This is a genomic window from Acidobacterium sp. FHG110202_01 (assembly GCF_059115305.1).
Map to the genome: position 1 here is coordinate 277,974 of NZ_JBZYWJ010000010.1, position 23,409 is coordinate 301,382.

At 57.5% G+C, this 23,409-nt stretch carries 19 protein-coding genes and 2 tRNA genes; 12 read left to right on the plus strand and 9 right to left on the minus strand.

Features of this window, described 5'->3' with window-relative positions; genetic code table 11:
* Nucleotides 1–148: 148 nt before the first annotated feature.
* Nucleotides 149–226: transfer RNA gene (locus tag AC5S16_RS20690), tRNA-Glu, on the minus strand.
* Nucleotides 227–391: 165 nt separating this feature from the next.
* On the opposite strand from AC5S16_RS20690, the gene AC5S16_RS20695 reads away from it, so the two are divergent.
* The gene (locus AC5S16_RS20695) at nucleotides 392–1,132 is read left to right on the plus strand and encodes a queuosine precursor transporter (RefSeq protein WP_493932013.1); all 741 of its coding nucleotides are present in this window, start codon (nucleotides 392–394) and stop codon (nucleotides 1,130–1,132) included.
* 27 nt (nucleotides 1,133–1,159) lie between these two features.
* On the opposite strand, the gene larB is transcribed toward AC5S16_RS20695, so the two are convergent.
* The 4 genes from larB to AC5S16_RS20715 are packed head-to-tail and all read right to left on the minus strand — an operon-like array spanning nucleotide 1,160 to nucleotide 5,066.
* Complete coding sequence (gene larB, locus AC5S16_RS20700) at nucleotides 1,160–1,957, minus strand: nickel pincer cofactor biosynthesis protein LarB (RefSeq protein ID WP_493932014.1); 798 nt, start codon at nucleotides 1,955–1,957, stop codon at nucleotides 1,160–1,162.
* Nucleotides 1,954–3,231: a nickel pincer cofactor biosynthesis protein LarC gene (gene larC, locus AC5S16_RS20705; RefSeq protein ID WP_493932015.1), complete on the minus strand. Its 1,278-nt coding sequence runs from the start codon at nucleotides 3,229–3,231 to the stop codon at nucleotides 1,954–1,956. Before larC ends, larB begins: the two co-directional genes overlap by 4 nt.
* 6 nt (nucleotides 3,232–3,237) lie before the next feature.
* Entirely contained in the window at nucleotides 3,238–4,089 is an 852-nt protein-coding gene (gene larE / locus AC5S16_RS20710) for an ATP-dependent sacrificial sulfur transferase LarE (protein ID WP_493932016.1), read from the minus strand.
* Nucleotides 4,077–5,066, minus strand: coding sequence for an aldo/keto reductase (locus AC5S16_RS20715; protein WP_493932017.1), 990 nt, complete (start codon nucleotides 5,064–5,066; stop codon nucleotides 4,077–4,079). Before AC5S16_RS20715 ends, larE begins: the two co-directional genes overlap by 13 nt.
* A 109-nt stretch (nucleotides 5,067–5,175) precedes the next feature.
* On the opposite strand from AC5S16_RS20715, the gene AC5S16_RS20720 reads away from it, so the two are divergent.
* The 5 genes from AC5S16_RS20720 to AC5S16_RS20740 all read left to right on the plus strand — a co-directional run bounded on the left by AC5S16_RS20720 (nucleotide 5,176) and on the right by AC5S16_RS20740 (nucleotide 12,781).
* Nucleotides 5,176–6,363 carry a tetratricopeptide repeat protein gene (locus AC5S16_RS20720; RefSeq protein WP_493932018.1) on the plus strand — a complete coding sequence of 396 codons (1,188 nt, stop codon included), beginning with the start codon at nucleotides 5,176–5,178 and terminating at the stop codon, nucleotides 6,361–6,363.
* Nucleotides 6,360–8,096 carry a chloride channel protein gene (locus AC5S16_RS20725; RefSeq protein WP_493932019.1) on the plus strand — a complete coding sequence of 579 codons (1,737 nt, stop codon included), beginning with the start codon at nucleotides 6,360–6,362 and terminating at the stop codon, nucleotides 8,094–8,096. The genes AC5S16_RS20720 and AC5S16_RS20725 overlap by 4 nt, the downstream gene beginning before the upstream one ends.
* Nucleotides 8,097–8,287: 191 nt before the next feature.
* A complete protein-coding gene (locus AC5S16_RS20730; protein WP_493932020.1) occupies nucleotides 8,288–9,826 on the plus strand; it encodes a hypothetical protein in 1,539 nt (512 codons plus the stop codon).
* Nucleotides 9,827–9,860: 34 nt separating this feature from the next.
* On the plus strand, nucleotides 9,861–11,681 hold the full coding sequence (locus tag AC5S16_RS20735) for a sensor histidine kinase (protein WP_493932021.1): 1,821 nt from the start codon (nucleotides 9,861–9,863) through the stop codon (nucleotides 11,679–11,681).
* A 2-nt stretch (nucleotides 11,682–11,683) separates the two neighbouring features.
* On the plus strand, nucleotides 11,684–12,781 hold the full coding sequence (locus tag AC5S16_RS20740) for a universal stress protein (RefSeq protein WP_493932022.1): 1,098 nt from the start codon (nucleotides 11,684–11,686) through the stop codon (nucleotides 12,779–12,781).
* On the opposite strand, the gene AC5S16_RS20745 is transcribed toward AC5S16_RS20740, so the two are convergent.
* Nucleotides 12,778–13,620: a hypothetical protein gene (locus tag AC5S16_RS20745; RefSeq protein ID WP_493932023.1), complete on the minus strand. Its 843-nt coding sequence runs from the start codon at nucleotides 13,618–13,620 to the stop codon at nucleotides 12,778–12,780. The two genes, AC5S16_RS20740 and AC5S16_RS20745, sit on opposite strands and share 4 nt — an antisense overlap.
* 150 nt (nucleotides 13,621–13,770) lie before the next feature.
* Between AC5S16_RS20745 and AC5S16_RS20750 the strand changes: the two genes are divergently transcribed.
* Nucleotides 13,771–13,846: transfer RNA gene (locus tag AC5S16_RS20750), tRNA-Lys, on the plus strand.
* Between the two features lie 13 nt (nucleotides 13,847–13,859).
* Here AC5S16_RS20750 and AC5S16_RS20755 read toward each other — a convergent pair.
* Entirely contained in the window at nucleotides 13,860–14,909 is a 1,050-nt protein-coding gene (locus tag AC5S16_RS20755; protein WP_493932024.1) for a UDP-glucose--hexose-1-phosphate uridylyltransferase, read from the minus strand.
* A 163-nt stretch (nucleotides 14,910–15,072) separates the two neighbouring features.
* Here AC5S16_RS20755 and AC5S16_RS20760 point away from each other — a divergent pair, with 163 nt between their 5' ends.
* The 5 genes from AC5S16_RS20760 (at nucleotide 15,073) to AC5S16_RS20780 (ending at nucleotide 21,494) form a co-directional block, all read left to right on the plus strand.
* Complete coding sequence (locus AC5S16_RS20760) at nucleotides 15,073–16,422, plus strand: amidohydrolase (RefSeq protein WP_493932025.1); 1,350 nt, start codon at nucleotides 15,073–15,075, stop codon at nucleotides 16,420–16,422.
* Nucleotides 16,419–17,738: an amidohydrolase family protein gene (locus tag AC5S16_RS20765; protein ID WP_493932026.1), complete on the plus strand. Its 1,320-nt coding sequence runs from the start codon at nucleotides 16,419–16,421 to the stop codon at nucleotides 17,736–17,738. Before AC5S16_RS20760 ends, AC5S16_RS20765 begins: the two co-directional genes overlap by 4 nt.
* A gap of 103 nt (nucleotides 17,739–17,841) precedes the next feature.
* Nucleotides 17,842–19,773: a pyrroloquinoline quinone-dependent dehydrogenase gene (locus AC5S16_RS20770; protein WP_493932027.1), complete on the plus strand. Its 1,932-nt coding sequence runs from the start codon at nucleotides 17,842–17,844 to the stop codon at nucleotides 19,771–19,773.
* Between the two features lie 6 nt (nucleotides 19,774–19,779).
* On the plus strand, nucleotides 19,780–20,799 hold the full coding sequence (locus tag AC5S16_RS20775; RefSeq protein WP_493932028.1) for a sensor histidine kinase: 1,020 nt from the start codon (nucleotides 19,780–19,782) through the stop codon (nucleotides 20,797–20,799).
* Nucleotides 20,796–21,494 (plus strand): LytR/AlgR family response regulator transcription factor, encoded by a 699-nt coding sequence (locus AC5S16_RS20780; RefSeq protein ID WP_493932029.1) that lies wholly within the window; start codon nucleotides 20,796–20,798, stop codon nucleotides 21,492–21,494. Before AC5S16_RS20775 ends, AC5S16_RS20780 begins: the two co-directional genes overlap by 4 nt.
* An 8-nt stretch (nucleotides 21,495–21,502) precedes the next feature.
* On the opposite strand, the gene AC5S16_RS20785 is transcribed toward AC5S16_RS20780, so the two are convergent.
* Together AC5S16_RS20785 and AC5S16_RS20790 are read right to left on the minus strand one after the other, a co-directional pair.
* On the minus strand, nucleotides 21,503–22,222 hold the full coding sequence (locus AC5S16_RS20785) for an ABC transporter ATP-binding protein (RefSeq protein WP_493932030.1): 720 nt from the start codon (nucleotides 22,220–22,222) through the stop codon (nucleotides 21,503–21,505).
* A 225-nt stretch (nucleotides 22,223–22,447) separates the two neighbouring features.
* Complete coding sequence (locus AC5S16_RS20790; RefSeq protein WP_493932031.1) at nucleotides 22,448–22,876, minus strand: response regulator; 429 nt, start codon at nucleotides 22,874–22,876, stop codon at nucleotides 22,448–22,450.
* Nucleotides 22,877–23,409: the final 533 nt, after the last annotated feature.

A 23,409-nucleotide genomic window follows, 5' to 3' on the forward strand; every position in this document is an offset into this window, starting at 1 on the left:
TGGAGTGAGTGCAATGAAAGCATAGGTGCTTCTGGGCCCTCCGCCAAGGCTCAATAGCAATTCATGGCACAGGTTCCGGTGCACTTACACGACACTTCCTCAGGCAAACCATGAAACAGGGGATTTGAGCTAAGGCATTGAAAGGATTTGGCGTCCCCGACGGGATTCGAACCCGTGTTATCGCCGTGAAAGGGCGGTGTCCTAGGCCGGGCTAGACGACGGGGACGCTGTTTGGCATGCGCTTGACGGGCGATGCCGGACAGGAAATACCAATTCTGACTTTATCAATCCTGCAGCCTGGTGTCAAAGAAGATCCCCAGAGTCCACGGTATGTTCCAGTACCCATATTGCTGACAATTCAGATCGTTGTGTGCGGTATTCTGCAGTTTCCATGCGGCGCTATAAATATCTGGATCTACTGACGATTGGCTTTGTCGTCGTCCTGCTCGTGTCAAACCTGATTGGGCCGAAAATCTGCCAGTTCGGCCCCTATGACCTTCCGATTCTCCGTTCACTTGGCGCCATCCGGGTCAGCGGAGCACAGCTTCTGTTTCCCATCACCTATATATGCGGTGATGTTTTTACAGAGGTCTACGGTTATGCCGCGTCGCGCAGAGCGATCTGGATGGGCTTTCTTGCCATGGCATTGCTTTCCGTTATGGGCGCGGTCGCCGTTGCGCTTCCGCCTGCCGACGACTGGCATAACCAGCAGGCATTTGCGACCGTCTTCGGTCTTGTGCCCCGGTTTGCCATTGCCAGCCTGATTGCCTACTGGGCGGGTGAGTTCACCAATTCCTACACGCTGGCGAAACTCAAGCTGCTCACTGGCGGGCGCTGGCTCTGGACACGCACCATCGGTTCAACGGTCACCGGGCAGGCAGTGGACACAGCAACGGTCATCATCATTGCCTTCTGGGGAACTTCGTGGCGGACGATCGGCAGCGTGATCTTCTGGTCGTACCTGACGAAGGTGGTTTATGAGACCCTGGCCACGCCGGCGACATACATCGTGGTGGCCTGGCTCAAGCGTTCCGAGGGTGTGGATACTTTCGACGCGCAGACGGACTTCAATCCATTTTCGTTCCGACGCGTAGAGGCGAATGCAGCCGAAAGAGAGAATGCCCCACGCTGATACAAGGGGCGGAGACGGACCTGGTATCTATCGGCTCTGAGCCGCTTCGACAGTGTTCTTTGCAATAGCAGCGTCAATGGAGCGCACCATCATGGCAGCCACGTAGGCTGCGCCAAAGCCGTTGTCGATGTTGACCACGGCGACGTTGGGTGCGCAGGAGTTAAGCATTCCAAGGAGAGCTGTGATTCCGCCGAAGGCTGCGCCGTATCCGACGCTGGTGGGTACCGCAATGACGGGAGCGGCGACTAATCCACCCACCACGCTCGGCAATGCTCCTTCCATGCCTGCGCAGACGATGACAGCGCGGGCTTCCATTAAAGCCTCACGCTGGGCGAGCAGGCGGTGCAGTCCGGCAACGCCGACATCAAAAATGCGCTCGATTCGCAGGCCAAGGTATTCGGCAGTGACTGCGGCTTCTTCCGCAACGGGAATATCGCTGGTTCCCGCGCACAGAACGGCGACAGGGCCGGACTGCGATGAGGCGCCGGTCTGCTTCAGCCCGATAATGCGGGCCTCTGAATGATATGTCGCTTCCGGGACCATTTCTTTGACCGCCCGCCACGCAGCAGCATCGGCACGGGTAGCAATCACGTCTCCGCCAGCGAGGGACATGCGGGCAAAGATCTCAGCGACCTGATCGGGAGTTTTTCCGGCGGCGTAGATGACTTCGGGCAGACCGAGACGGAGCGAGCGGTGGTGATCGATCTTGGCGAATCCCCCGGCATCTTCATAGGGAAGGTGATTGAGCTTTCCCAGGGCTTCCGATGGCGACAAGCTGCCCTGCTCGACTTGCTGGAGGAGTTTCAGGATGGCTTCGCGCGTCATGCTTCCACCTTTGTTTCCGTCGCTGAGGCCAGCGCTGCCTGCATTACCTGCTTCAGCGGAACACCATGCTCGCGCGCAGCACGCAGGCAGTCTTCATATTCGGGCATCAGGTTCAGATCTTCGCCGTTGCGCGACCCAATCTTGATGTGAATGCGGCCATACTGCGTTTCGACTTCGATGAAACGGCGATCGAGAATGACGCGGTCCTGTTCATGCACGCGAATGCCCAGCGTCGTTGTCTCTTCAAGCAGGAGCTTTTCCAAAGTGCTGCGCTGCTCAGGCCGGCAGAGCACGGTCAGCAGGCTGCCCATGCGGCCTTTCTTCATCGCAACCGGCGTACACATCACATCGAGCGCACCTTCTTCGAGAGCGCGATCCATGGCGTGCGCGATAAGCTGCGGAGTTGCGTCATCAACAGCGCATTCAAGGACGTTAACGCGGTCGCCCGATGCGGTCGCTGTTTCGCCGAGGCTCAGTCGCAGCACATTCGGGAAGCGCTCCGGGTTCCGCGTGCCTGCTCCATATCCGATGACGCTCGCTGCAATGACAGGGACATTGTCGAACTCGCAGCTCAGCGCCTTGAGTAGTGCTGCGCCGGTAGGTGTGGTCAATTCTTTTTTCGGACCGGCGGAATAGATCGGAATTCCTTTGAGCAACTCTGCGGTTGCTGGCGCGGGCACAGGAAATGTGCCGTGTGCGCACTCAACAAAACCGCTTCCCACATTGACTCCAGAGCAGTACCACTTTTCAACTCCAAGCGAAGTGAGACCAGCAGCAGCGCAGACGATGTCCGTGATGGTATCTACTGCGCCCACTTCGTGGAAGTGGACATCTTCTACCGGAATGCCGTGGATTTTCCCTTCCGCTTCGGCCAGGTGCTCAAAGGCGCGCAGAGCCAGCGCGCGGGTAGCGTCAGTGAGAGCAGCATGGTGGATCAGTTCACGAATCTGTTTCCAAGTGCGGCCATGGCTGTGCGAGTGATGGTGGTGATGCTCATGGTCGTCATGATGGTGGTGATGGCCATGCTCGTGAGGGTGTTCGTGGTTATGCTCGTGCCGGTGCTCGGCGATCTCGCCGCTGGCTTCGTCGATCACGTCAACTTTAGCCGCAGTGATGCCGCTTCTGTCCACGGATGAGAATTTTAAAGTTGCGCCAATATTCAAGGCGCGGGCTGTTTCTTCAAGCAGAGCGCGCGAGACTCCAGCATCAACCAGAGCACCGAGCAGCATGTCTCCGCTGATGCCGGCAAAACATTCAAGGTATCCGATTCGCATCGCTGTTTATTTTCCTGCTGCTTTTACCAGCATATCGACGGGAAGGATCTCATTCATGGAGCCGGAGCGGTAGCCATCGCAATCTACGGCAACATAATGAAAGCCGGCGGCGCGGACAGCCTTGCCCATCTGTTTGAAGGTTTCAGGCAACAGCGCCGCAGCCATTTCATTCTCTGCAATTTCGATGCGCGCGATATTGCCATGATGGCGCACACGGAAGTTGCGCAGGCCGAGAGCACGCAGAGATTCTTCCGCATCTTCGACCATGCGCAGCGCTTCAGGAGTCACGCGTCGTCCATATTCAATGCGCGAAGAGAGACACGCCGCTGCCGGCTTGTCCCATACGCTCAGGCCTGCTTCACGCGCGAGCGTGCGCACATCGGCCTTCGTCAAGCCTGCGTCGGCTAATGGAGCAGCCACAGCATGTTGCTGGGCCGCGCGCTGTCCGGGGCGGAAATCTTTCTTGTCGTCCGTATTCAGCCCGTAGGCGACGGCAGTGAATCCGAGACGCTGGCGCTCCGCTTCGAGCACGGTGAAAAGCTCGTCCTTGCAGTGGAAGCAACGATCGGCACGGTTAACAGCGTAGTCTTCGTGCTCCAGCTCGTTGGTGGAAATAGTCTGAAGCGGAATCGCTTGTTCCTGAGCAAATGCAAGAGCATCGCGATAGTGGCTGCGCGGCAGGCTGGCAGAGTCGGCGATGATGGCAGTCATGCGCTCACCTAATACATGGTGCGCGGCCCAGGCAAGATAAGCCGAATCGACGCCACCGGAATAGGCAACGATGATGCTGCCGAGCTCGCGCAGTCGCGTTTCAAGCTGCTGCCGTTTTTCCGTAAGCTCCATACTCAGCCCAGCCATTGCGGGTTCTTGAACGTGCCGTCAAAGTTATGCGAGGTTTTGTAAAGCTCGAACTCGCCCCTCTGCGCCACTGTTTCGGTTTTCTTCAGGATGGCGCTGACCTCGGCCTGGTCGAGGCCGCGGAAATTCTTTGCCGTATCGAGCGCCTGCTGCAATATCTTCATCGAGTCGCAGCCGGTAATGACAACGCTCACCGGCAGATGCATTGCGTAGCGCAGGCACTCGACCGGAGTAACGGTGTTGCTCTTGAGCAGAACGCCGTCGCCCATCGGTTTCATGCCGAGAATGCCCATGTTGTGCTTCTGCGCCACAGGAATGACTTTGGCGGCGAAACTGTCATAGTGCGCGTCCATGGCGTTGAGCGGCATCTGCACCGTGTCAAAGGTATAGTTGTGCTTCTCGGCGGTTTCGAGCATGTGGAGATGAATCTCCGGGCTCTTGTGACCAGTAAAGCCGATGAAGCGTACTTTACCTTCCTTTTTCGCTTTCTCAAGATATTCGAGCGTGCCGCCCTTGGCGAAGATGCGCTCCGGATCTTCCATGCGGATGACTTCGTGGATCTGGATGAGGTCGATGTGGTCGGTCTGAAGACGCCGCAGCGATTCTTCAAGCTGCTGCTGCGCAGACTGCACAGTACGGCCATCCAGCTTTGTCATCAGAAAAGCTTTTTGCCGGTAGCCGTCCTTGAGCGCAATGCCCATGCGCGTTTCGCTCAGACCGTCGTTGTAATCCCAGCAGTTGTCGAGGAAATTGATGCCGGAATCGAGTCCGGTGCGAACGATACGCGTAGATTCATCTTCGGGAACAGAGCTGCGGCCGATGTGATGGCCGCCCAGTCCGACGAGGGAGACTTTGGCCCCCGTGCGGCCGAGCGTGCGATAAGGCACGCCGGAAGCATCGACTGCCTGGGCCGGTTGAGCGAGCTTCGATGCGAGCGCCGTGATCGCGGCGGACTTCAGAAATTCGCGCCGTTGCATGGGAGTGCTCCTTTTCATTCATCGTACTCCTGAGTACGGAAGGATGACGAATCGCAGACAACGGTTGGTCTCTCATTTCCCGACGGGGTACTCTTAATAAGAGATGGCAGTGCTCCAGTTACGATCGGCGCTCAGTCCGGAAGAACGGCAACTGAAGCACAAGCTTATTCTGCGCGACGCAATGGCGCTCTCCAGCCTTTTTGCCATTGTTATCGTTTTGTTCTTCGTCACGTTTCTCCTGTTCCGTTCTTTTTCCACGCACCGTGAGGAGTTGAAGCAGCGCTGGGTGGCGCGCGGCGAGGCCGCTTTGCATGACGGAAAACCAGGAGCTGCGTTAACGTCGCTGCGCTCCGCGCTCGCCTACGATCCGGATGATAAGCAGCTTCAGATTGAACTCGCAGAGGCGCTGGCCGATTCCGGCAGAACTCAGGAAGCCGTGGCTTATTTCAACACGCTGCTGGAATCGCTTCCGGGCAATGGCAGAATTCATCTGGAGCTGGCACGGCTTGCAGCCAAGCAGGGAGAAGCAGAGCAGGCGATCGAGCACTACCAGGCAGCATTAGACGGTACCTGGGAGGGCGACGGCTATATCCGGCGTCGCGAGACGCGGTTGGAGCTGGCAAAGTATCTGATCAGTCAGAAGCGCAATGAGCAGGCTCGCACACAGCTGCTGATCGCTGCGGGAAATGCTCCGGATGACTCCGGCATCGAGGTCGCCATTGCGGGACTGCTGGAATCGGCCCAGGACCCAGCCAATGCGCTTGAGCTATATCAAAAAGCGTTACAGCATAAGCCCGTGCCGTTTGCCGCGCTTGCCGGTGCAGGCGAGACCGCATACTCTCTGGGAAGATTTCAGGCTGCGCGTCCGTATCTTGAGCGCGCGCTCAATCACGCCGCCTTTGACAAGCTGCCGGCAGACCAGCAGACTGCATTTCGCAATATGCTTGCCGATACTGACCATATTCTGCTGCTTTATCCTGGCTCAGATCTGAGCGTACAGGCGCGTGCAGCGCGGGTTCTGGCAAACCGCAAAACTGCGCAGGACCGTCTGTCTGCATGCTTGAGCGGAAAGACCGAGGTGCCGCCTCCCTTGCAGAGTCTTGCAGACAAGTGGCAGAAGCTGCCGAAGACCATTCGCGCGATCGAGCTTGAGCAGAATCCCGCGCTTGAACAAACCGTCATGCAGCTTATCTACGAGACGGAGCAGGTTACCAGCCAGCTCTGCGGCGCGCCCACAGGCAATGACGCCCTGCTGCTGAAGATTGCGCAACATCCGGAGGCGGTGGAACAGGAATGAGCACGAAATCTCTGCAGGAGCCTGTGCTCGAAAAACCGCATGAGCTGACGCGGGCTGACATCGAAAAAATCGCTCCCACGCGCGATGAGCGGCTGTTCCTCGTCCTGTCGATTTTTATCGGTGTGCTCTCCGGGCTTCTGGTCGTTTCGTTCCGCATCGCCATTGAGTGGATCAAGATTCTTACGCTCGGCTCCGCGCCTCACGGCGGCCAGTTACGGCTGCTGCTTGCTCCTACGCTTGCCGGGTTGTTTGTCGCCGCCCTGGTGCAGCTGTTCTTTCCCGCGGCGCGAGGCAGCGGCGTAAACCAGACCAAGGCCGCTCTCTATATCTACAACGGATATATCTCGTTCAAGACTGTCATCGGGAAATTCATTACGTCCGCTATCTCGATTGGCTGCGGACATTCACTCGGACCCGAGGACCCATCGCTTCAGATTGGCGCTGGCGTGGCATCGATGGTGGCGCGGCGATTGAATCTTTCACGGCAGCGACTACGGCTCTTTGCGCCTATAGGTGCAGCAGCAGGACTGGCAGCAGCATTCAATGCTCCCATCTCTGCAATTCTTTTTGTCATTGAAGAAGTCATCGGGCGGTGGAGTGCGGCAGTGCTCGGCTCCATCGTGCTCTCGGCAATTTCAAGCGTTGTGGTGGCGCGCTGGTTCTGGGGGCCGGAACCGATCTTCCGCATCCCGTCGGTAACATTGCGCGACCCGCGCGAGTTGATCGCATACGCGGTACTAGGCGTTGTCGGCGGATTTTCTGCGCTGGTCTTCTCAAAGGCTTTGGGGTATTTACGTCCGCGCCTGCGCTCCCTGCCGAGGAGAAGCTACTATTTCCAGCCGGGTATTGCCGGATTTCTGGTTGGCCTGATCGGATTTGTCGGTTTTCCACAGGTCATGGGCCCGGGATACGAAGTCATCGACCAGGCCATGCACGGGCAGTTTACCTGGAAGCTGCTTCTGGCGCTGGCCTTGTTGAAAATTCTCGCAACGACGCTTTCGTTCTCGAGCGGCACGCCCGGCGGCATGTTTGCGCCGACGCTCTTTGCCGGCGCCATGCTGGGTGCATCCGTCGGTTCATTTGAGAAGCTCTTCTTTCCTCACTTCACAGGAACCATCGGCTCTTATGCTCTGGTGGGCATGGGCGTGCTGTTTGCCGGATTTCTACGCGCGCCATTGACTTCGGTCTTCATGGTGCTTGAGGTTAGCGGAAACTATTCGATCGTCCTGCCTGTAATTCTGGCAAATACGATTGCCTATCTGCTCTCACGCGGCCTGCAGCCAACGCCGATCTTTGAGGTCTTCACGCATCAGGAAGGGCTTGATCTGCCGTCGATGGAAGAGCAGCGAGAGGAACATGGACTAAGCCTCGAAGATGCGCTGCGTCCCGTGGATGTGCCGGTCTTCCGGGGCAACGACCCGGTTCAGATGGCATCCGACACGCTTTCGACCGGTCCTGCGACGGTATGCCTCATTCAGCTCTGGGATGGCTGGTATGCGCTTACGGCCGATGAGGTGACTTCGATCAGTGCAACATTTACATCTGATTCGCCCATCGAGCTTGCGCTGCCTCCGGAGCGGCTGCCCGTGCTTTTCCCGGACCTTCCGCTCGACAGCGCCCTTCCTTATTTTCCGCGCTGGCCCTTGTTGCCGGTAATGAACCGCGCCATCCGGGGGAAGATTGAGGGAGTGGTGTCTCTGGATGATGTGCTGCGGCGCTATCAGAAACACTAGAACTCCTGAAAGCGCAACCCTCTCCCCATTAAAAGAAAATCCACATTTTTCATTCAGTACATAGGTAATTTCGCCATCCAAGAGAAGTAGCAGAAATTTATTTTCTGAAAGAAACAAACAACCGGATTTAACGTCTATGCCGTTGTTGCCCCGCCTGCAGTGATTTTGCCGTCCCCAATGAGGTTGCTATATTGCGTTCTCCTGCTCTCGCCCCGGACTCTTCTATTCTCGTCGCGAAACCCAAGGACTCAATCCTGCCACAGGCCCTTTCGGCCAGCGAGCTCGGTATTATCACGCTGCTTACGCCGCTTATTCTGCTGGTGCATGGCTACCATCCCTTCGCGGATGACGCGGGCATTTATGTCACCGGCATCCGGAAGATGCTCGATCCGCGCCTCTTCACCGTCGATGCGGATTTTGTCGTAGCGCATACGCGTTTTTCAGTCTTTTCGCACCTCTTTGCCTGGACGTTGCGGCTCTTTCACATCCCGCTGGAGCTCGCGCTGATCGCCGCTTACCTCGTGTCCATTTTTGCCTTTCTGCTCGGATGCCTGCGGCTGGCGCAGAGGATTTTTGCGGATGACGTGCAGCTTCAGTGGGGTGCGACGCTCTTCGCGGGCTCCCTGTTCACGCTTCCTGTAGCCGCTACGGCGCTCTGGATCATGGACCCTTATGTAACAGCGCGTTCGTTTTCGACGCCGTTTTCATTGTTTGCCATTGCCGCATGTATGGATCGCACATGGCGGCGCACAGCAGTATGGCTCGCGCTTACGGCAGTTATGCACCCGCTGATGGCTGCCTATCTCGCAGCATTTCTGCTGGCATATGCGCTGATCGATCGAGCGCGCTGGTACTCGCTCTTTACTGCTTGCGCCGGAGCGTTCCTGGCAAGCGCAGCGATTTATATGGCGACCCGCCATGCTCCTCTTCCGGAGGGCTATAGAGAAGCCGTCTTATCGCGCGGATACTTCTTTCTCTCTACCTGGCATTGGTACGAGATGCTTGGTCTGGTCATGCCCCTGCTTCTGATGCTGGCCGCAGCCTTTCGCTCGGAAAACCAGGCTATTCGCAACCTTTGCTTCGCCTGCATTGCAACCGGCGCCGTCGCGTGCCTGGCAGCTGCATGCTTCATTCATACGGATGGCAGCTATTTCCTGGCGCGCATTCAGCCCCTGCGCACGTTTCAGCTTATCTATATAGTGGGCGTGCTTCTGCTTGGCGGGTTCCTGGCCAGCTATCTTCGCGGCCGGCGGGCTGCCCTGGGAGCAGCATTGCTCATTTTGATTTCATCCCTCATGCTGCTCGTCCAGAAGCAGGAGTATGAATCGTCTGCTCATGTGGAATGGCCCTTTGCTGCTCCGCTGAACCCGTGGCAGCAGGCTTTTCTGTGGATCAGACACAATACGCCGCAGGACGCGGTTTTCGCCCTCGACGCTGGATACAACAAAACCGGCATTGAAGACACGCAGGGTTTCCGCGCTACCGCGGCGCGAAGCGCACTGGTCGATGAGCTCAAAGATGGCGGTGTGGCTGCAATTTTTCCGGCCATCTCACCACGATGGAAGGCCCAGCGCGACCTTGAAATCGGACTTGACCATATCAGCGATCGGGAGCGGATGGCGCGGCTGAAACCGGCCGGGGTGACATGGCTTGTGCTAAGTTCCGGCGCCAGCACGCGATTCGACTGCCCATATCGCAACAGCGCGGTCTCGGTTTGCAGGATGCCCTGAGCCTTGAGACCTGTACACTGAGACCTAAGATCGAATGCTCGGCCTCTATCAGAGACTCATTCTCGGATTCCTACTGTTGGTGGCGCTGGTCGGCGGACTCAGTATGCTGGTGCGCCACTCTTTCGTGCATCTTTCCGCGCTGGATGCGCAGCAGGTGTCGATGGACGCTGCTGTCGGTGCCCTTTCGCAGGTACAGGCCTCGCTGGCGCGCGAACAGGTCATTGCCGGCAATCTTGCTTCTCGTCCCGAGCGTTCCTTATACACTCAGCTTCTGGCCCTTGCGCAGGTCACCGACCAGCGTTTCGAGACCGCTTCGCACTCGCGGGTTCCGAATATGGACTCTTTGCGGCAGAAGCACAAACAGACCATGGAAAAGCTGCGTGCCGTCCAGCGAGATCCTGAAACATGGCAGCAGCTGGCCGCCGGAGCCTTAAGGCCGCAGCTCGACAACATCGACCAGGGTCTCTCCGACGAGCTGGGAACACTCTTTAATCGCCGCGCATCCTTGATGGCAGACCTCGAGCACCAGCGTTTCATGCTGCGCGCCCGCCTCATTGCTGCTTCCGGATTCAGCCTTCTGGTTGCGATTGCTATTTCAGCCATCACCGTCTTTCTGGTGATCCGGCCGATTCGTGCCACGGCCAGAGCGGTGCAACGCATTGGCCAGGGAGATCTGCACCAGCGCATTGAATGGACCATGAATGACGACCTGGGAGTGCTGGCCACCGAGATCAACCGCATGGCCATCCGTCTGCGAGACCTGCGCGAGACCGAATCCGGCCGCCGCCAGATGGAGCAGCAGCTCAGCGACGCTATCATCCACTCCATCTTCGAGCCCGTCATCGTGACGGACGCAAAGGGCCATGTGCTGAAGCTGAATCAGGCGGCAACGGAGCTGCTGGGAAAATCTGCAGGCGACCGTATGGCGCTTACAAATACTCCGGGCGGTGAAAAGATTCTCGATGCCGTGCGCCAGGCAGTCTCGATGCAGCGCGCCACGGCAGGCGAAGGCGAAGCCGCGCTGCTGCCCATGCGCATCGGCAGCGCGCAGCGCAGTTATCGTCTGCGCACTGCGCCCATGCGTGACGCCGACGGTAAGCTGCTGGGCGCAGTCACCGTGCTCGAAGATGTGACGGAATTGCAGGACATCGACCGCTTCAAGACGCGCTTCCTCTCCGTTGCATCACAGAAGCTGCGCGATCCGCTCCAAAGGTTGCGGCTTGCGCTTTACGCACTGACTCGCGGGCATGCAGGAGACCTGCGTCCGCTGCAAACCGACATTCTTTCAGGCGCAAGCACTGAAGCGGAGAAGCTCGACGACCTGATGGCCGATCTGATTGAAGTAGCAGAGCTCGATACTGGTCGGCGTCAGATGAAGCTCGAACAACTGCGCCCGATCGATGTTCTTCAGGATGCCTATTATCGCTTTCACGAACAGGCGCGCGAAAAGAAGATCGAAATCGAGATCGAGGCCTTTGCCGATCTCTCCTACATCAATGCTGACCGCCGTGCGCTGCGGAGCATCATGGACAATCTGCTGACGAATGCACTGCGCTATACGCCTGCAGGAGGACAGATTCGGCTGAAGGCATCGGAACTCAAAGACGGCATCCAGTTCGTAGTGCAGGACTCTGGCCGCGGCATCGAGTCTGAGCGCTTGTCGACAATTTTTGGACGTTTTACCAGCGGATCGAGTGACGGCACAGGGCTGGGACTTGCGCTTGTACGCCGTCTTGTAGAAACGCTGGGTGGACAGGTTGCCGTTGAGAGCCGCCTCGGCCAGGGAACGACATTCAGCTTCACTCTGCCTCTCGCAACGCCCACTCCTGCACGGCATGAAGTGGAGGTCGGCTGAGAATGGACAGCGGAAAACTGCGCATCTATCTTGGCGCTGCTCCCGGAGTAGGCAAGACCTTCCGCATGCTCGAAGACGCGCACCTGATGAAGCAGCAGGGCGTTGATGTGGTCATCGGGCTGATTGAAGCGCACGGGCGCAAGGACACAGCAGCGCTCATCGGTGATCTCGAAACCATTCCACAGAAAGAAATTGTCTACCGTTCAGTCACGCTGCGCGAAATGGATATCGATGCCATTCTCGCCCGGCATCCTCACACCTGCATTGTGGATGAGCTCGCGCACTCAAATGTTCCCGGCTCGCGCAACCGCAAGCGCTATGAAGATGTTCTGGAGCTGTTGGACGCCGGCATCAACGTGATGACGGCGGTGAACATCCAGCATCTCGAAACGCTGAATGACGCCGTATCGCGCTCAGCCAACACGCAGGTTCGCGAGACGATTCCGGACAGCTTCCTGAAGCGAGCCGATGAAGTGGTGAACGTAGACGTCACCATTGAGGAGCTGCGCACGCGTCTCCGCGAAGGAAAAATTTATGCTCCGGAAAAAGTGGAGCAGGCGCTGGCCAACTTCTTCCGCAAAGGCAACCTGAACATGCTGCGCGAGCTGGCACTGCGCACCACTGCTGAGCAGGTCAGCTCCGCGGCCTCCGAGTACCGCCGCACGCAGGGCCTCGAGCAGGCTCCGATTCCAGAGAAGGTAATGGTGTGCATTACACCGCGTCCGGGCGGGGAGCGGCTGATTCGTGTAGGCGCGCGCATTGCCGGGCGACTGGCAACCAACTGGTATGCCGTTCATGTGGAGACTCCAAACAGGGACCGCCATAACGATCCCGAATCTCACCAGCGATTGGAAGAGTATCAGCGGCTGGCGCGCGACCTGGGCGCGAAGGTCGTGATCCTCAATGACAAGAATGTGTCGGATGCGCTGGTGAACTTTTCGAAGCAGGAAAACATCTCGCACGTTATCTTCGGGCAATCGGCGCGCACGCGCTTTGATATCCTGCTGCACGGATCGATCATCAATCGCTTTCTCGCTGAAGTGCGCGACACCACAGTGCAGGTCGTGCCTCTAACGAAAGAGAAGCGTTCCAAAGCCTAATGGCAGCGGCTCTGCGTTTCCTTCCTGTATAGCCCATTCTGCGGATAGCGGCTGGCCAGCTCATCAAGGTAGGAACAGGCTTTGGCTGTGTCCTTGTCGCGCAGCGCGGCGACGGCCAGCAGCAGCTTGGCAAAGGGAGCAAGCAGTTCGCCGTGCATCGCTGTCATCTGAAGATCATGCAGGCCTGCCTGCTTGTCTGTTTCCACGCCGCCCATCTGCAGAACCCACCGTACCGGAGCAGGCTTGATGCCGCTCAGGTAGTTTTCCACGCCTACAGCGAGATATGCATCGTATGCATCGGGTTTAGCTTTCAGAAGTGCCTCGGCAATCGCCCGCGCCTGTTTGGTGTAGCGGATAGCAGCGAGATCGTGCTTTTCAATCATCGCTGCGTAGTCGGAACGCAGTCCAAGGGCGAGCACCTTGGCAAACTGCGCGTTTATATCATTCGGGTTTGCTGACAGAGCCTTGGCGACAAGCCCATCGGCCTGGTCCAGGGCCTGGTCAAAGAGCTTCTTTGTCTGCGGATCAGGGCTGAGCTTCTTGCGGTCTTCAAAATGGTTGTCGTCGATGAAGAGCTGCGTCTCAAGCACGCCGAGACGCTCGAATTCGGTGAACAGAAAGTCTGCCGCGTGAGCAACAGGGCCCATCGGGTCGTCGGGATGCAGCTTCTGCCATGCGTCGAAACTCTGGTGCGCTCCGGAGAAGTCGAGATTGTAGAGGCGGTCAAAGCCTTGCGCAATGGGTGGCTTCTGTTGCGCCATCGCGGCGACAGAAGAAATGGAGAACAGGAGAGCCGCTCCGATAGCGGCCGATCTGATGTTCTTCGGAAATTTACGCAATCATTGCTCCAGGAAGAAATAATTCTATTTGCTTCGATGCATGGCGTGAACCTGTGAGTGGCGCCATCGTATTTACGGCATGGCAAAAGCCGTTCAAAGCGCATCTTTACTGGCAATTTATGTTAGTTTTAAAGAAGTGGCAATCTGCGTGAGCTCGTAGCTCAGCTGGTAGAGCAACGCCCTTTTAAGGCGTGGGTCCTGGGTTCGAATCCCAGCGGGCTCACCATCACGCGAGATTGTCATTTTTTCTGCGTAAAATGTTCTGCGGGCAGCGTTTTCAGTCGCTCGGCAGCGCTTTCCGGAGTGATATCCCGCTGCGGCATTCCCAGCATCTCAAACCCCACCATAAATTTCCGCACCGTAGCCGAGCGTAGCAGCGGCGGATAGTAATGCGCGTGGAAATGCCACTCCTCATGCTTTTCCCCGTCACAGGGAGACTGGTGGAAGCCCATCGTATAAGGAAAGCTTGTCTGGAAGAGATTGTCATAGCGCGTCGTGGTCTGCTTCAGAATGTCCGCAAGTGCAGTGCGCTGCGCATCGGTGACGTCCGCGAAAGAGCCCACGTGCTTCTTTGCAAGCACCAGCGTCTCGAAAGGCCATACCGCCCACCATGGCACAACCACCAGGAACTCATCATTCTCACAGACGACGCGCGTCTGCTCTTTGGCCTCGATCTTCAGGTAATCGCACAGCAGGCATGAGCCGTGGCTTGCATGATAGGCCCTCAGTGATTCGGTCTCGATCGCCGGCTCATCGGGAATGTGCTCAGTCGCCCATATCTGGCAGTGCGGGTGCGGATTGCTTGCGCCCATCATTGCGCCGCGGTTCTCGAAGATCTGCACATAATTGATGGCAGGATTCGCGGCCAGCTCCGTGTACTGCTCTGCCCATGCATCCACCACGCGGCGGATATCAGCCTCTTCCATCAGCGCCAGCGTCAGGCTGTGGTCAGGATGGAAGCAGAGAACGCGGCAGCGCCCGCGTTCCTGCTCAGCGCGCAGGAGCTCCGGCATGCCTTGCGTTTCGGGAGCAGGCGAATCAGGCAGAAGCGCTGCGTAATCATTGTCGAAAATGAATACGTTTTCATAACGAGGATTATGATGCCCCCCTGCGCGCTCATTTCCCGGGCAGAGATAGCACGATGGATCGTAATGCACATCGGAAAATCCCGATGACTGGTTCACTTCCCCCTGCCAGGGACGCTGCGTGCGGTGCGGCGAAATCAGCACCCACTGGCGGCGCAGCGGATTATAGCGGCGATGGGGAAACTGGTAGGCGGATTGGCTCACGAAGATTCCTTTCAGAAGCAGAGGGATACCCTGTTTCTACGATAAAGCAAGATGCAGCACTCAATGTCCCCGCCGGCTCTGGCAGATAGAAATTCTCGAATCCAGGCAAACGGCGTGCTACGATCATGCACATCTGTTCCAACATTTTTGGGAGACAAGCGCCATGCTTTCCATTGCGTCCGCGCAACGCGGATGTCTGCTTGCATTTATCCTTGCTGCGCCACCAGTCCTGTTCGCACAGGCCTCTGAGAGTGCCCCGCCTACAGATGTCGTGATCAGGAATGCGACCGTGATGACGGCTTCGCATGGAACCATCGAGCATGGCAGCGTGTGGCTGCACAACGGCAAGATTGCCGGAGTCGGCGCCTCTGTCGATGCGCCGGCAGGCGCTACGGTCGTCGATGCAACCGGCAAGTTCGTGACTCCGGGCATCATTGATCCGCACTCGCACTCGGCACTTGGCGATGACGTGAACGAAGCGACCAGCCCTGTCACTCCGTCGATGATGATGATCGACGCATTCGACAATAGCGACAAGGCGCTCTACCAGGCGCTTGCGGGTGGTGTGACGACGGAGCTCCTGCTGCATGGCTCGGCCAACATGATTGGCGGGCAGGCGGTGGTCATCAAGAATAAGTTTGGTTTGTCGCGCGATGCGATGCTGTTTCCGAATGCTCCGCGCTCCATCAAGTTTGCCAGCGGCGAAAATCCCAAGCGCGTCTACGGACGCCGCAACGAAGTTCCTTCCACCCGCATGGGAAATTTCGAAGTCATGCGCCAGGCCTTTGAAGACGCCAGGACTTACATGGCTTCGTGGGATGCCTACAACGCCAAGGTTGCCAAAGGCGACAAGGAGGCTGTTGCTCCCAAGAAAGACCTGAAGCTCGAAGCGCTGGCCGATGTGCTGCGCGGCAAGCTGTATGTGCAGATCCACTGCTACCGCGCCGATGAGTTCCTGACCGAAGAGGCAATCGCGAAAGAGTACGGATACAAGATTCGCGCCTTCCACCACGCTCTCGAGATGTATAAGGTGGGTGACAAAATCGCTCCAACAGGCACAGCCATTGCAACGTTTGCCGACTGGTGGGGATACAAGGACGAGGCCTGGGACGCGATTCCGTGGAATGCCGTGATGAGCATGCACGAGGGTGTGCGCGTGGCGCTCAAGAGCGATTCCAATGACTATATTCGCCGTCTGAATCAGGAAGCCGGGAAGATGGTCCATTATGGAGGCGCGACGGAAGAGGAAGCGCTCAAGATGATCACGCTGAATCCGGCATGGATCATTGGCGTTGATGATCGCGTAGGCTCGCTCGATACCGGCAAGGATGCCGATGTGGTGGTCTGGAATACCGATCCGCTCTCGACCTATGCGCGCGCGGAAAAGGTATATATTGACGGCGACCTCTTCTTTGACAGCTCGCTGCCTGGATACGGGACGACGCATTTCCACGGCGTGATGCACGAAGCCGGCTTCGAAGGCGCAGACGATGAGGAAGGAGGCGACCAGTGAAACCAGGATTCGCGATTGCAGGATTGCTGGCCGTGTGCTCGTGCATGGCGCAGGTTGGCCCGAACAACACAGCGCCGGTGCCGCCGAAGACCATTGCCATTGTAGGAGGCAAGCTCCTTACAATAACGCACGGGACGATCGACAATGGTGTCGTCATTATGTCTGGCGGCAAGATTGTTGCTGTTGGAGCCGCGGCATCAACGAAAGTGCCCAGCGGAGCACAGGTCTTTGATGCGAAGGGAATGACGGTGTATCCGGGCCTTTTCGACGCCGAAACGCAGCTTGGTCTGACCGAGGTTTCCTCAGATCAGAACAACAATGATCTTGTAGAGACCAGTGAAGAGATCATGCCGCAGATGCACGTCTACGACGCATTCCACGCCGAGACAGTGCGCATTCCCGTGGCGCGGCTGAATGGCGTTACGAATGCAATTGTCGCCCCGGCTGCAGAGGATTCCGTGACCGGGCAGGATGCCGCCATCCAGCTCTATGGACGCAGTCGCGAGGAAATGCTGATCAGCCGCGATGTTGCCCTGGCCATGAACTTTGAAAGGGATGTGCGCCGCAGGGGCAACTTCAACGGGCCTTCAAAATTCCCGACAACACATATGGGTCTCGCCACCCAGCTAAGACAGGCGTTTCTCGATGCGCAGAACTATCAGACGGAGCATGAATCTGCGTCAAAGCCTGACCACAAAGGACCGGCTCCGAAGCGCGATCTCAAGCTCGAAGCGCTGCAGCCGTATCTCAAGGGCGAAAAGCCGGTCGTGCTGGGCGCCACCGAGAGCAGTGAAGTGGAAGTTGCCATGGGAATTGCCAAAGAGTTCCACCTGAAGGTGATTCTCAACCATGTGACACACGCGCAGGACATTCTGGACGAGATTGCTTCGTATCATGTCCCTGTCGTCGTGGGGCCCATCTGGGAAGCGCCGCGGCCGAACGAGCGCTACGATGCCGTGTATTCGCTGCCGGCTGAACTGCAGAAGCGCGGCGTAAAGATTGCATTTTCTTCGCTCGGCGGATCGGGCGATGTCCGCAATCTCCCTTATGCAGCGGGCTACGCTGTGGCCTATGGACTGCCCTATGACGAAGCCCTGAAGGCAGTCACACTGAATCCCGCAGAGATGTTCGGCCTGGGCGATTCGCTCGGCTCACTCGATGTAGGCAAAACAGCGAATGTCGTCGTGGCGAACGGCGATCCGCTCGATGTGCGGACATCGGTCAAGCAGGTGTTCATTGATGGCGTTGCCGTGCCGATGGTGAGCCGCCAGACGGAGTTGCGCGATCAATATATGCCGCTCGCCGAAAAGAAGTAGCAGTATAGGTTCGCTCAGGGCGGGAGATTATCCTGTCCCATTAAACTGGGCATTCGTCCCATGATGATTGCGCGAGACATATTGTGCATTGCACGATACACCCATGAAAGTCATTGGCATCCTATTTGTTCTTCTGGCAAGCCAGCTTTGGGCGCAGGCTCATCCGAAGCCGTCAGCTGCTGCAATCGACTCGCATCTGCTTTCCGGCCAGGAAACTGAATGGCCGAATTACGGCAATGATCCGGGCGGGATGCGCTATTCGCTGCTTTCCGAAGTCAATCGCACAAATGTTACGCAGCTGAAAATCGCATGGGTCTTCCATACTGGAGACATCTCCAATGGCAGCGGCGGAAGAAAGCGAAGTGGTCTCGAAACCACGCCTCTGATGGTAGATGGAACCCTGTACCTGACTACAGGCTTCAATCGCGTGATTGCGCTCGACCCTGAGACGGGGAAGCAAAAGTGGGCTTATGATCCGCACATCGATCAGAAATGGCAATCAGGCGATGGGTTGATCAATCGCGGTGCGGCTACATGGATCGATCCTGAACGCAAAGCGCAGAGCCCATGCCATCGCAGGATTTTCGAAGCGACGATTGATGCGCGCCTGATTGCGCTCGACGCAGCCAGCGGAACCCCGTGTTCGGATTTCGGCAAGGATGGTCAGGTGGGCCTGCGCGATGTTCCCGGGTTTCGGCCAGGTTTGTATCACATTACCTCTCCGCCGGCTGTGATCGATGACCTGGTGGTAGTCGGCTCTGCCATTGACGACAACGCGCGCGCCGAGATGCCGAGCGGTGTGGTGCGCACCTTCGATGCAAGAACAGGAGCGTTGCGCTGGAGCTGGGACCCGATTCCCCCAAACAACAACGAAGCTGCGAAGAACTGGTCTACAGGAGCAGCGAATGCCTGGTCGATCATGACAGTCGACAAAGAGCGCGACTTGGTTTTTGTTCCCACAGGAAGCGCGAGTCCGGACTATTACGGCGGACTGCGTCCGGGTGATGACAAGTGGGCGAATTCGGTTGTGGCGCTCGAGGCGAAGACAGGAAAAGTTGCCTGGGGATTCCAGCTGGTGCATCACGACCTGTGGGACTATGACAGCGCCTCGCCTCCGCTGCTGGCAACGCTGCCGCATGACGGCAGAAAAGTTCCGGTTGTGATTCAAGGCAATAAGACGGGGTTCCTCTATGTGCTCGATCGCGATACCGGCAAGCCTGTCTTTCCCGTTGCCGAAAAGCCAGTGCCGCAGAGCGATGTGCCCGGAGAGGTGACTTCGCCAACGCAGCCTTTTCCGTCCGCGCCTCCTGCGCTGATCCCTCAGCATCTTTCCGCAGATGATGCGTGGGGAGCCACGCCGGAAGACCGCGAAACCTGCCGCAAGTGGATTCAGGATCTGCGTAATGAAGGCATCTTCACGCCGCCGAGCGTGAAGGGAACGCTTGCGCTTCCGGGCCACGTGGGCGGCATGACCTGGAGCGGCTATTCGTTCGATCCGGAAAGAAATCTGCTGTTCGTGAACACGAATAACTATCCGGCGAAGACGAGAGTGATTCCGCGCGCGGAGTTTGAGGGAGGGCACAGAACGGAGGACGGCCAATACACCGAACAGGTGGGCGCGCCTTATGGGATGTTCCGCCGCTGGCTGGTGGCTCCTGGGAGCCATCTGCCGTGCGCTCCTCCGCCATGGGGCATGTTAACCGCTGTAGACATGGCGGAAGGGAAGATCCGCTGGCAGGTTCCGCTCGGCAGCTTCAGTGCGACTGCGCCTCCGGGAACGATCAGCCTGGGCGGTTCTATTGCGACGGCAGGCGGACTCGTGTTCATCGCGGGAACCTACGATCCATTCATCCGTGCATTTGACGCGGAGACGGGCAAGGAGCTTTGGAAGGCGCAGCTGCCGGCCAGCGGTCATGCAACTCCCATGACCTACAGCATTCACGGGAAGCAATATCTGGTGATTGCCGCCAGCGGTCATGCTCAAATTGACGAAGAGCCGCAGAGCGATGCCATTGTCGCATTTGCTCTGCCTTAAAGCGCCATGAAGCACATTCGCCTGTATATCGTTCTTTACTTCACGGCCACGGCCTTTCTGCAGGTTTTCTACCACTCGCTCGATCGGCTGGCGCGCGGATATTCAGGAGACTGGCTCGTAATTTCTATTGAGCAGGGCGCTGGTACTTATGGGGTCTTGGTTTTGCTGCCCCTGATTTTGTGGAGCGCAAAGCGTTTTCCATTGCGTTTTTCATTTGGGCGAATCTCATGGCACTTGATGGCCGTCGTTGTCTTCTCTGTGCTGCACACTCTCTGGAACTGGGGAGCGCGTGAGCTGATTTTTCTCGCATTGGGAATGGGGCATTACAGCTACGGCATCATGCGCATTCGCTTCTTCATGGAATTCCCGATTGACGTCACCCTCTACTCGCTGTGTGTGGGAACGTATATGCTCTACCAGAACTGGCTGCGCACCAGAGACATCGAGCAGCAGCTGGCAGCCGCGCGGCTTGAGAACCTGAGCCGCCAGCTGCAGCCGCACTTCCTGTTCAATGCTTTGAATGCAGTTTCCAGCGTGATGTATGAAGATACGGCGCGCGCCGACCGGATGCTTGCGCTCATCAGCGAGTTTCTTCGCTCCACGCTGCGGCTTCCGGAATCGCCTCTGATTGCAGTCTCCGATGAGCTGAATTTTGTACGGCGCTATCTCGATGTCATGCAGGCGCGGCTCGAGGACCAGTTGCGCTTTGCTATCTCCTGCGATTCACTGGCAGAGACGACTCGCGTTCCGGCCCTGATCCTTCAGCCCCTGGTTGAGAATGCAGTCGAGCATGGCAGAAATCCTTACTCAGGACAGCTTGATATCGACATTGCCATTCGAAAAACAGACAGGCATGTTCAGATCACAATCCGCGATCATGGGAGCGGCCCCGAGCGCAGCAATGGCGGACATGGCCTCGCCAATACGCGCCAGCGCCTCGCGACTGCCTACCGCGGCGAAGCCAGTTTTCGTCTCGAACATCATCCGCAGGGCGGCGCGATCGCCGAGATTCAGATACCGGCATGATGCGCGTTTTTCTTGTTGAAGACGAACCGCCTGCATTGCGCAAGCTGCAAAGGATGGTAGCGACCCAGCCTGATCTGGCTGTCTGCGGAACAGCTTCGACGTATCGCGATGCTGTCGAGGGAATTCTGCAGGCGAAGCCCGATCTGCTGATTCTCGATATCCGCCTGCCGGATGGAACGGGGTTTGAAATCCTGCAGACCATCAATGATCCCGGAAGCTTTCAGGTGATCTTTCTCACGGCATATGACGAGTACGCTCTTGCCGCCTTCGATGCCGCGGCACTGGATTATCTGCTGAAGCCGGTGACGCAGGAGCGCTTTGAGCAGGCGATAGAGCGGGCGCGTGATCGTTTTTCCGGCCGCACCAGCAGGCAGGAATCCAGATATACGAAGCGCTTTCTGGTGGAGCGATTGAAAACTGTTCATCTGCTGCCTGTCGAATCCATCGACTGGATTGCAGCCGACCGTAACTACGCGCTTCTGTACAGTTCGATGGGAGAGTTTGCCTTGCGCGCAACCATGGATTCCCTCGAGCAGAGGCTCGATCCGGAACAGTTTGTCCGCGTAAGCCGAAGCGCCATCGTGCGCATGGATGCAATTCGCGAGATACGTGAATTGATACTGGTGCTGCGTTCAGGCGCAGAAGTTGCCTGCTCCAAACGATACTGGCCCGCAGCGCTGGCGCGCCTGCAGTGAGTTTCCTGCTACACGCCGATGTAGCTGACCTTGCCTTGTCCTTTGCCGGCCTCGATGCTGACGATCTCTCCATCCTTCATATGCAGAATTCTGTCGGCGATGACGGCGGCTTCGGGATTGTGCGTGATCATCAGCACAGTCTGGTTGAGCTCACGGTTTGAGCGCATCAGCATATCGAGCACAGCTTCAGAATTCTTGCTGTCGAGGTTGCCTGTCGGCTCATCGGCAAGAATGATCGCGGGATGAGTGATGAGCGCCCGTGCCATGGCGACGCGCTGCTGCTCGCCACCGGAAAGCTCGGCAGGGCGGTGCGCAAGACGTCCGCGAATGCCAAGCAGATTGGTGAGGTGGTCTAGATATTTATGATCGAGCGGTTCTGTTCGTCCGGAAATTTCATAAGCAATTTCGATGTTCTGGAGCGCACTGAGCGTCGGCAGCAGGTTGAAGCGCTGAAAGACAAATCCGATTTTCGACTTGCGCATGCGCGTGCGCTCGGCATCGTTCAGCGCGCTGAAGTCAGTTCCATCAATGATGACGCGCCCGGAAGTAGGCCGAGTCAATCCGCCGAGAATATAGAAGAGCGTCGACTTGCCGCTTCCTGAAGGGCCAACGATGCTGACGAACTCTCCAGGCTCGACACTGAAGGTAGCGTTGCGGAGGGCGTAAACATCGACCTTGCCGGCATGATAGGTTTTCGAAAGATTTTCAGCGGTTATGATAGGCTGCACCCCTCGATTGTAAAGGACTCGCCCCTTCGGCTGCGCTCAGGGCAGGCTGGCACACGCTCCCGTTGGTCGCCCTTCTTGCTTATACCTGCTTGGACGGGTTTCCTTTCGCTCTCGTTGGTCGCTTGCATTTTGGCTGGGCTCAATCCATTGGGTGCCCCAGAGCCTGCCCTGAGCGAAGCCGAATGGGTTCGCGGAGCTAACTTGGGGTTGTTTCCACGCCTGTATTTATGCGACTGATGCGACCGCGGTCTCCGGCTCGTAAAACGGACGCGGTGCGGTCTTCTTGGGGCCGCGCTTGCGCGCGATCATGATGCGGATGCGCTCTAACATTTCGAGTGGAGTGCATGCACCCTTGGGAAGAAAGGCATCGGCATGGTTTGCGCGGTCGAAGGCCTTCACAGTCCCGCTGAGCAGAATCATGGGCACATCGGAAGCAATGTCTTTCATGCGGCGGACCATTTCGTTGCCGTCCATCTGAGGCATGATGAGATCGCTCAGCACAAGGTCAATTCCGCCCGCACGGAAAACTTCCAGAGCCTCTTCTGCAGAGAGGGCACTGATAACGCGGTATCCACGGGTTTCCAGCATGAATTTGCGTACGGAGAGGGCTTGCTCATTGGCATCTACACAGAGGATTACTTTTCGGGGCCTCATAAAGTCCTGACTGCTTCGCGAAAAAGGCGAAGCCGTTGAGCGGGCAGCGATGCTCGCGGAGGGTCCGGGTGGCCGCAATCTCACGGAAAAAGACAAAGAGAAGGGCGTCCGCGCTGCGTGGAGGGGTCGTTCAGAAAAAATAATCTTCCCTCCACGCGTAAGCGCGGTGCCGCAACTCCCGCCTCACTACGGGGGTGCGGTTGAGCCGGAGGCAGGCATGGTTGCCAGCGCAACAACGTAAGCAGCATCCTGCTTACGGCTTGCTCGTTTCTCGGGCAAAATTCCCCGGAATATGGCAGGCCGCGCAGGGCCGCTGCAAGCGCGCATACCGCACGCTCCAGCTCACATTCAGTTGTGTAATATCGGCGAAAGTCGCGTTCCTAATTTCGAAACGCTTGCCAAGAGTACGAAGCTCCAGGCCGCCTGTAAACAGGGAAGAGGAAGCGAAAAGTCCGTAAAATTTTTACTGGAGATTCACCAGATTTTGATTTCCCCGCACAGAGCTTGAGGATGCGCTGCATATGCCCTGTTGA

What these genes read in the sequence shown, in the direction of transcription:
- AC5S16_RS20695 (WP_493932013.1), top strand. Translation starts at nt 392, where the DNA reads ATGCGGCGCTATAAATATCTGGATCTACTGACGATTGGCTTTGTCGTC.
- larB (WP_493932014.1), bottom strand. Translation starts at nt 1,957, where the DNA reads ATGACGCGCGAAGCCATCCTGAAACTCCTCCAGCAAGTCGAGCAGGGC.
- larC (WP_493932015.1), bottom strand. Translation starts at nt 3,231, where the DNA reads ATGCGAATCGGATACCTTGAATGTTTTGCCGGCATCAGCGGAGACATG.
- larE (WP_493932016.1), bottom strand. Translation starts at nt 4,089, where the DNA reads ATGGCTGGGCTGAGTATGGAGCTTACGGAAAAACGGCAGCAGCTTGAA.
- AC5S16_RS20715 (WP_493932017.1), bottom strand. Translation starts at nt 5,066, where the DNA reads ATGCAACGGCGCGAATTTCTGAAGTCCGCCGCGATCACGGCGCTCGCA.
- AC5S16_RS20725 (WP_493932019.1), top strand. Translation starts at nt 6,360, where the DNA reads ATGAGCACGAAATCTCTGCAGGAGCCTGTGCTCGAAAAACCGCATGAG.
- AC5S16_RS20735 (WP_493932021.1), top strand. Translation starts at nt 9,861, where the DNA reads ATGCTCGGCCTCTATCAGAGACTCATTCTCGGATTCCTACTGTTGGTG.
- AC5S16_RS20740 (WP_493932022.1), top strand. Translation starts at nt 11,684, where the DNA reads ATGGACAGCGGAAAACTGCGCATCTATCTTGGCGCTGCTCCCGGAGTA.
- AC5S16_RS20760 (WP_493932025.1), top strand. Translation starts at nt 15,073, where the DNA reads ATGCTTTCCATTGCGTCCGCGCAACGCGGATGTCTGCTTGCATTTATC.
- AC5S16_RS20770 (WP_493932027.1), top strand. Translation starts at nt 17,842, where the DNA reads ATGAAAGTCATTGGCATCCTATTTGTTCTTCTGGCAAGCCAGCTTTGG.
- AC5S16_RS20775 (WP_493932028.1), top strand. Translation starts at nt 19,780, where the DNA reads ATGAAGCACATTCGCCTGTATATCGTTCTTTACTTCACGGCCACGGCC.
- AC5S16_RS20780 (WP_493932029.1), top strand. Translation starts at nt 20,796, where the DNA reads ATGATGCGCGTTTTTCTTGTTGAAGACGAACCGCCTGCATTGCGCAAG.
- AC5S16_RS20790 (WP_493932031.1), bottom strand. Translation starts at nt 22,876, where the DNA reads ATGAGGCCCCGAAAAGTAATCCTCTGTGTAGATGCCAATGAGCAAGCC.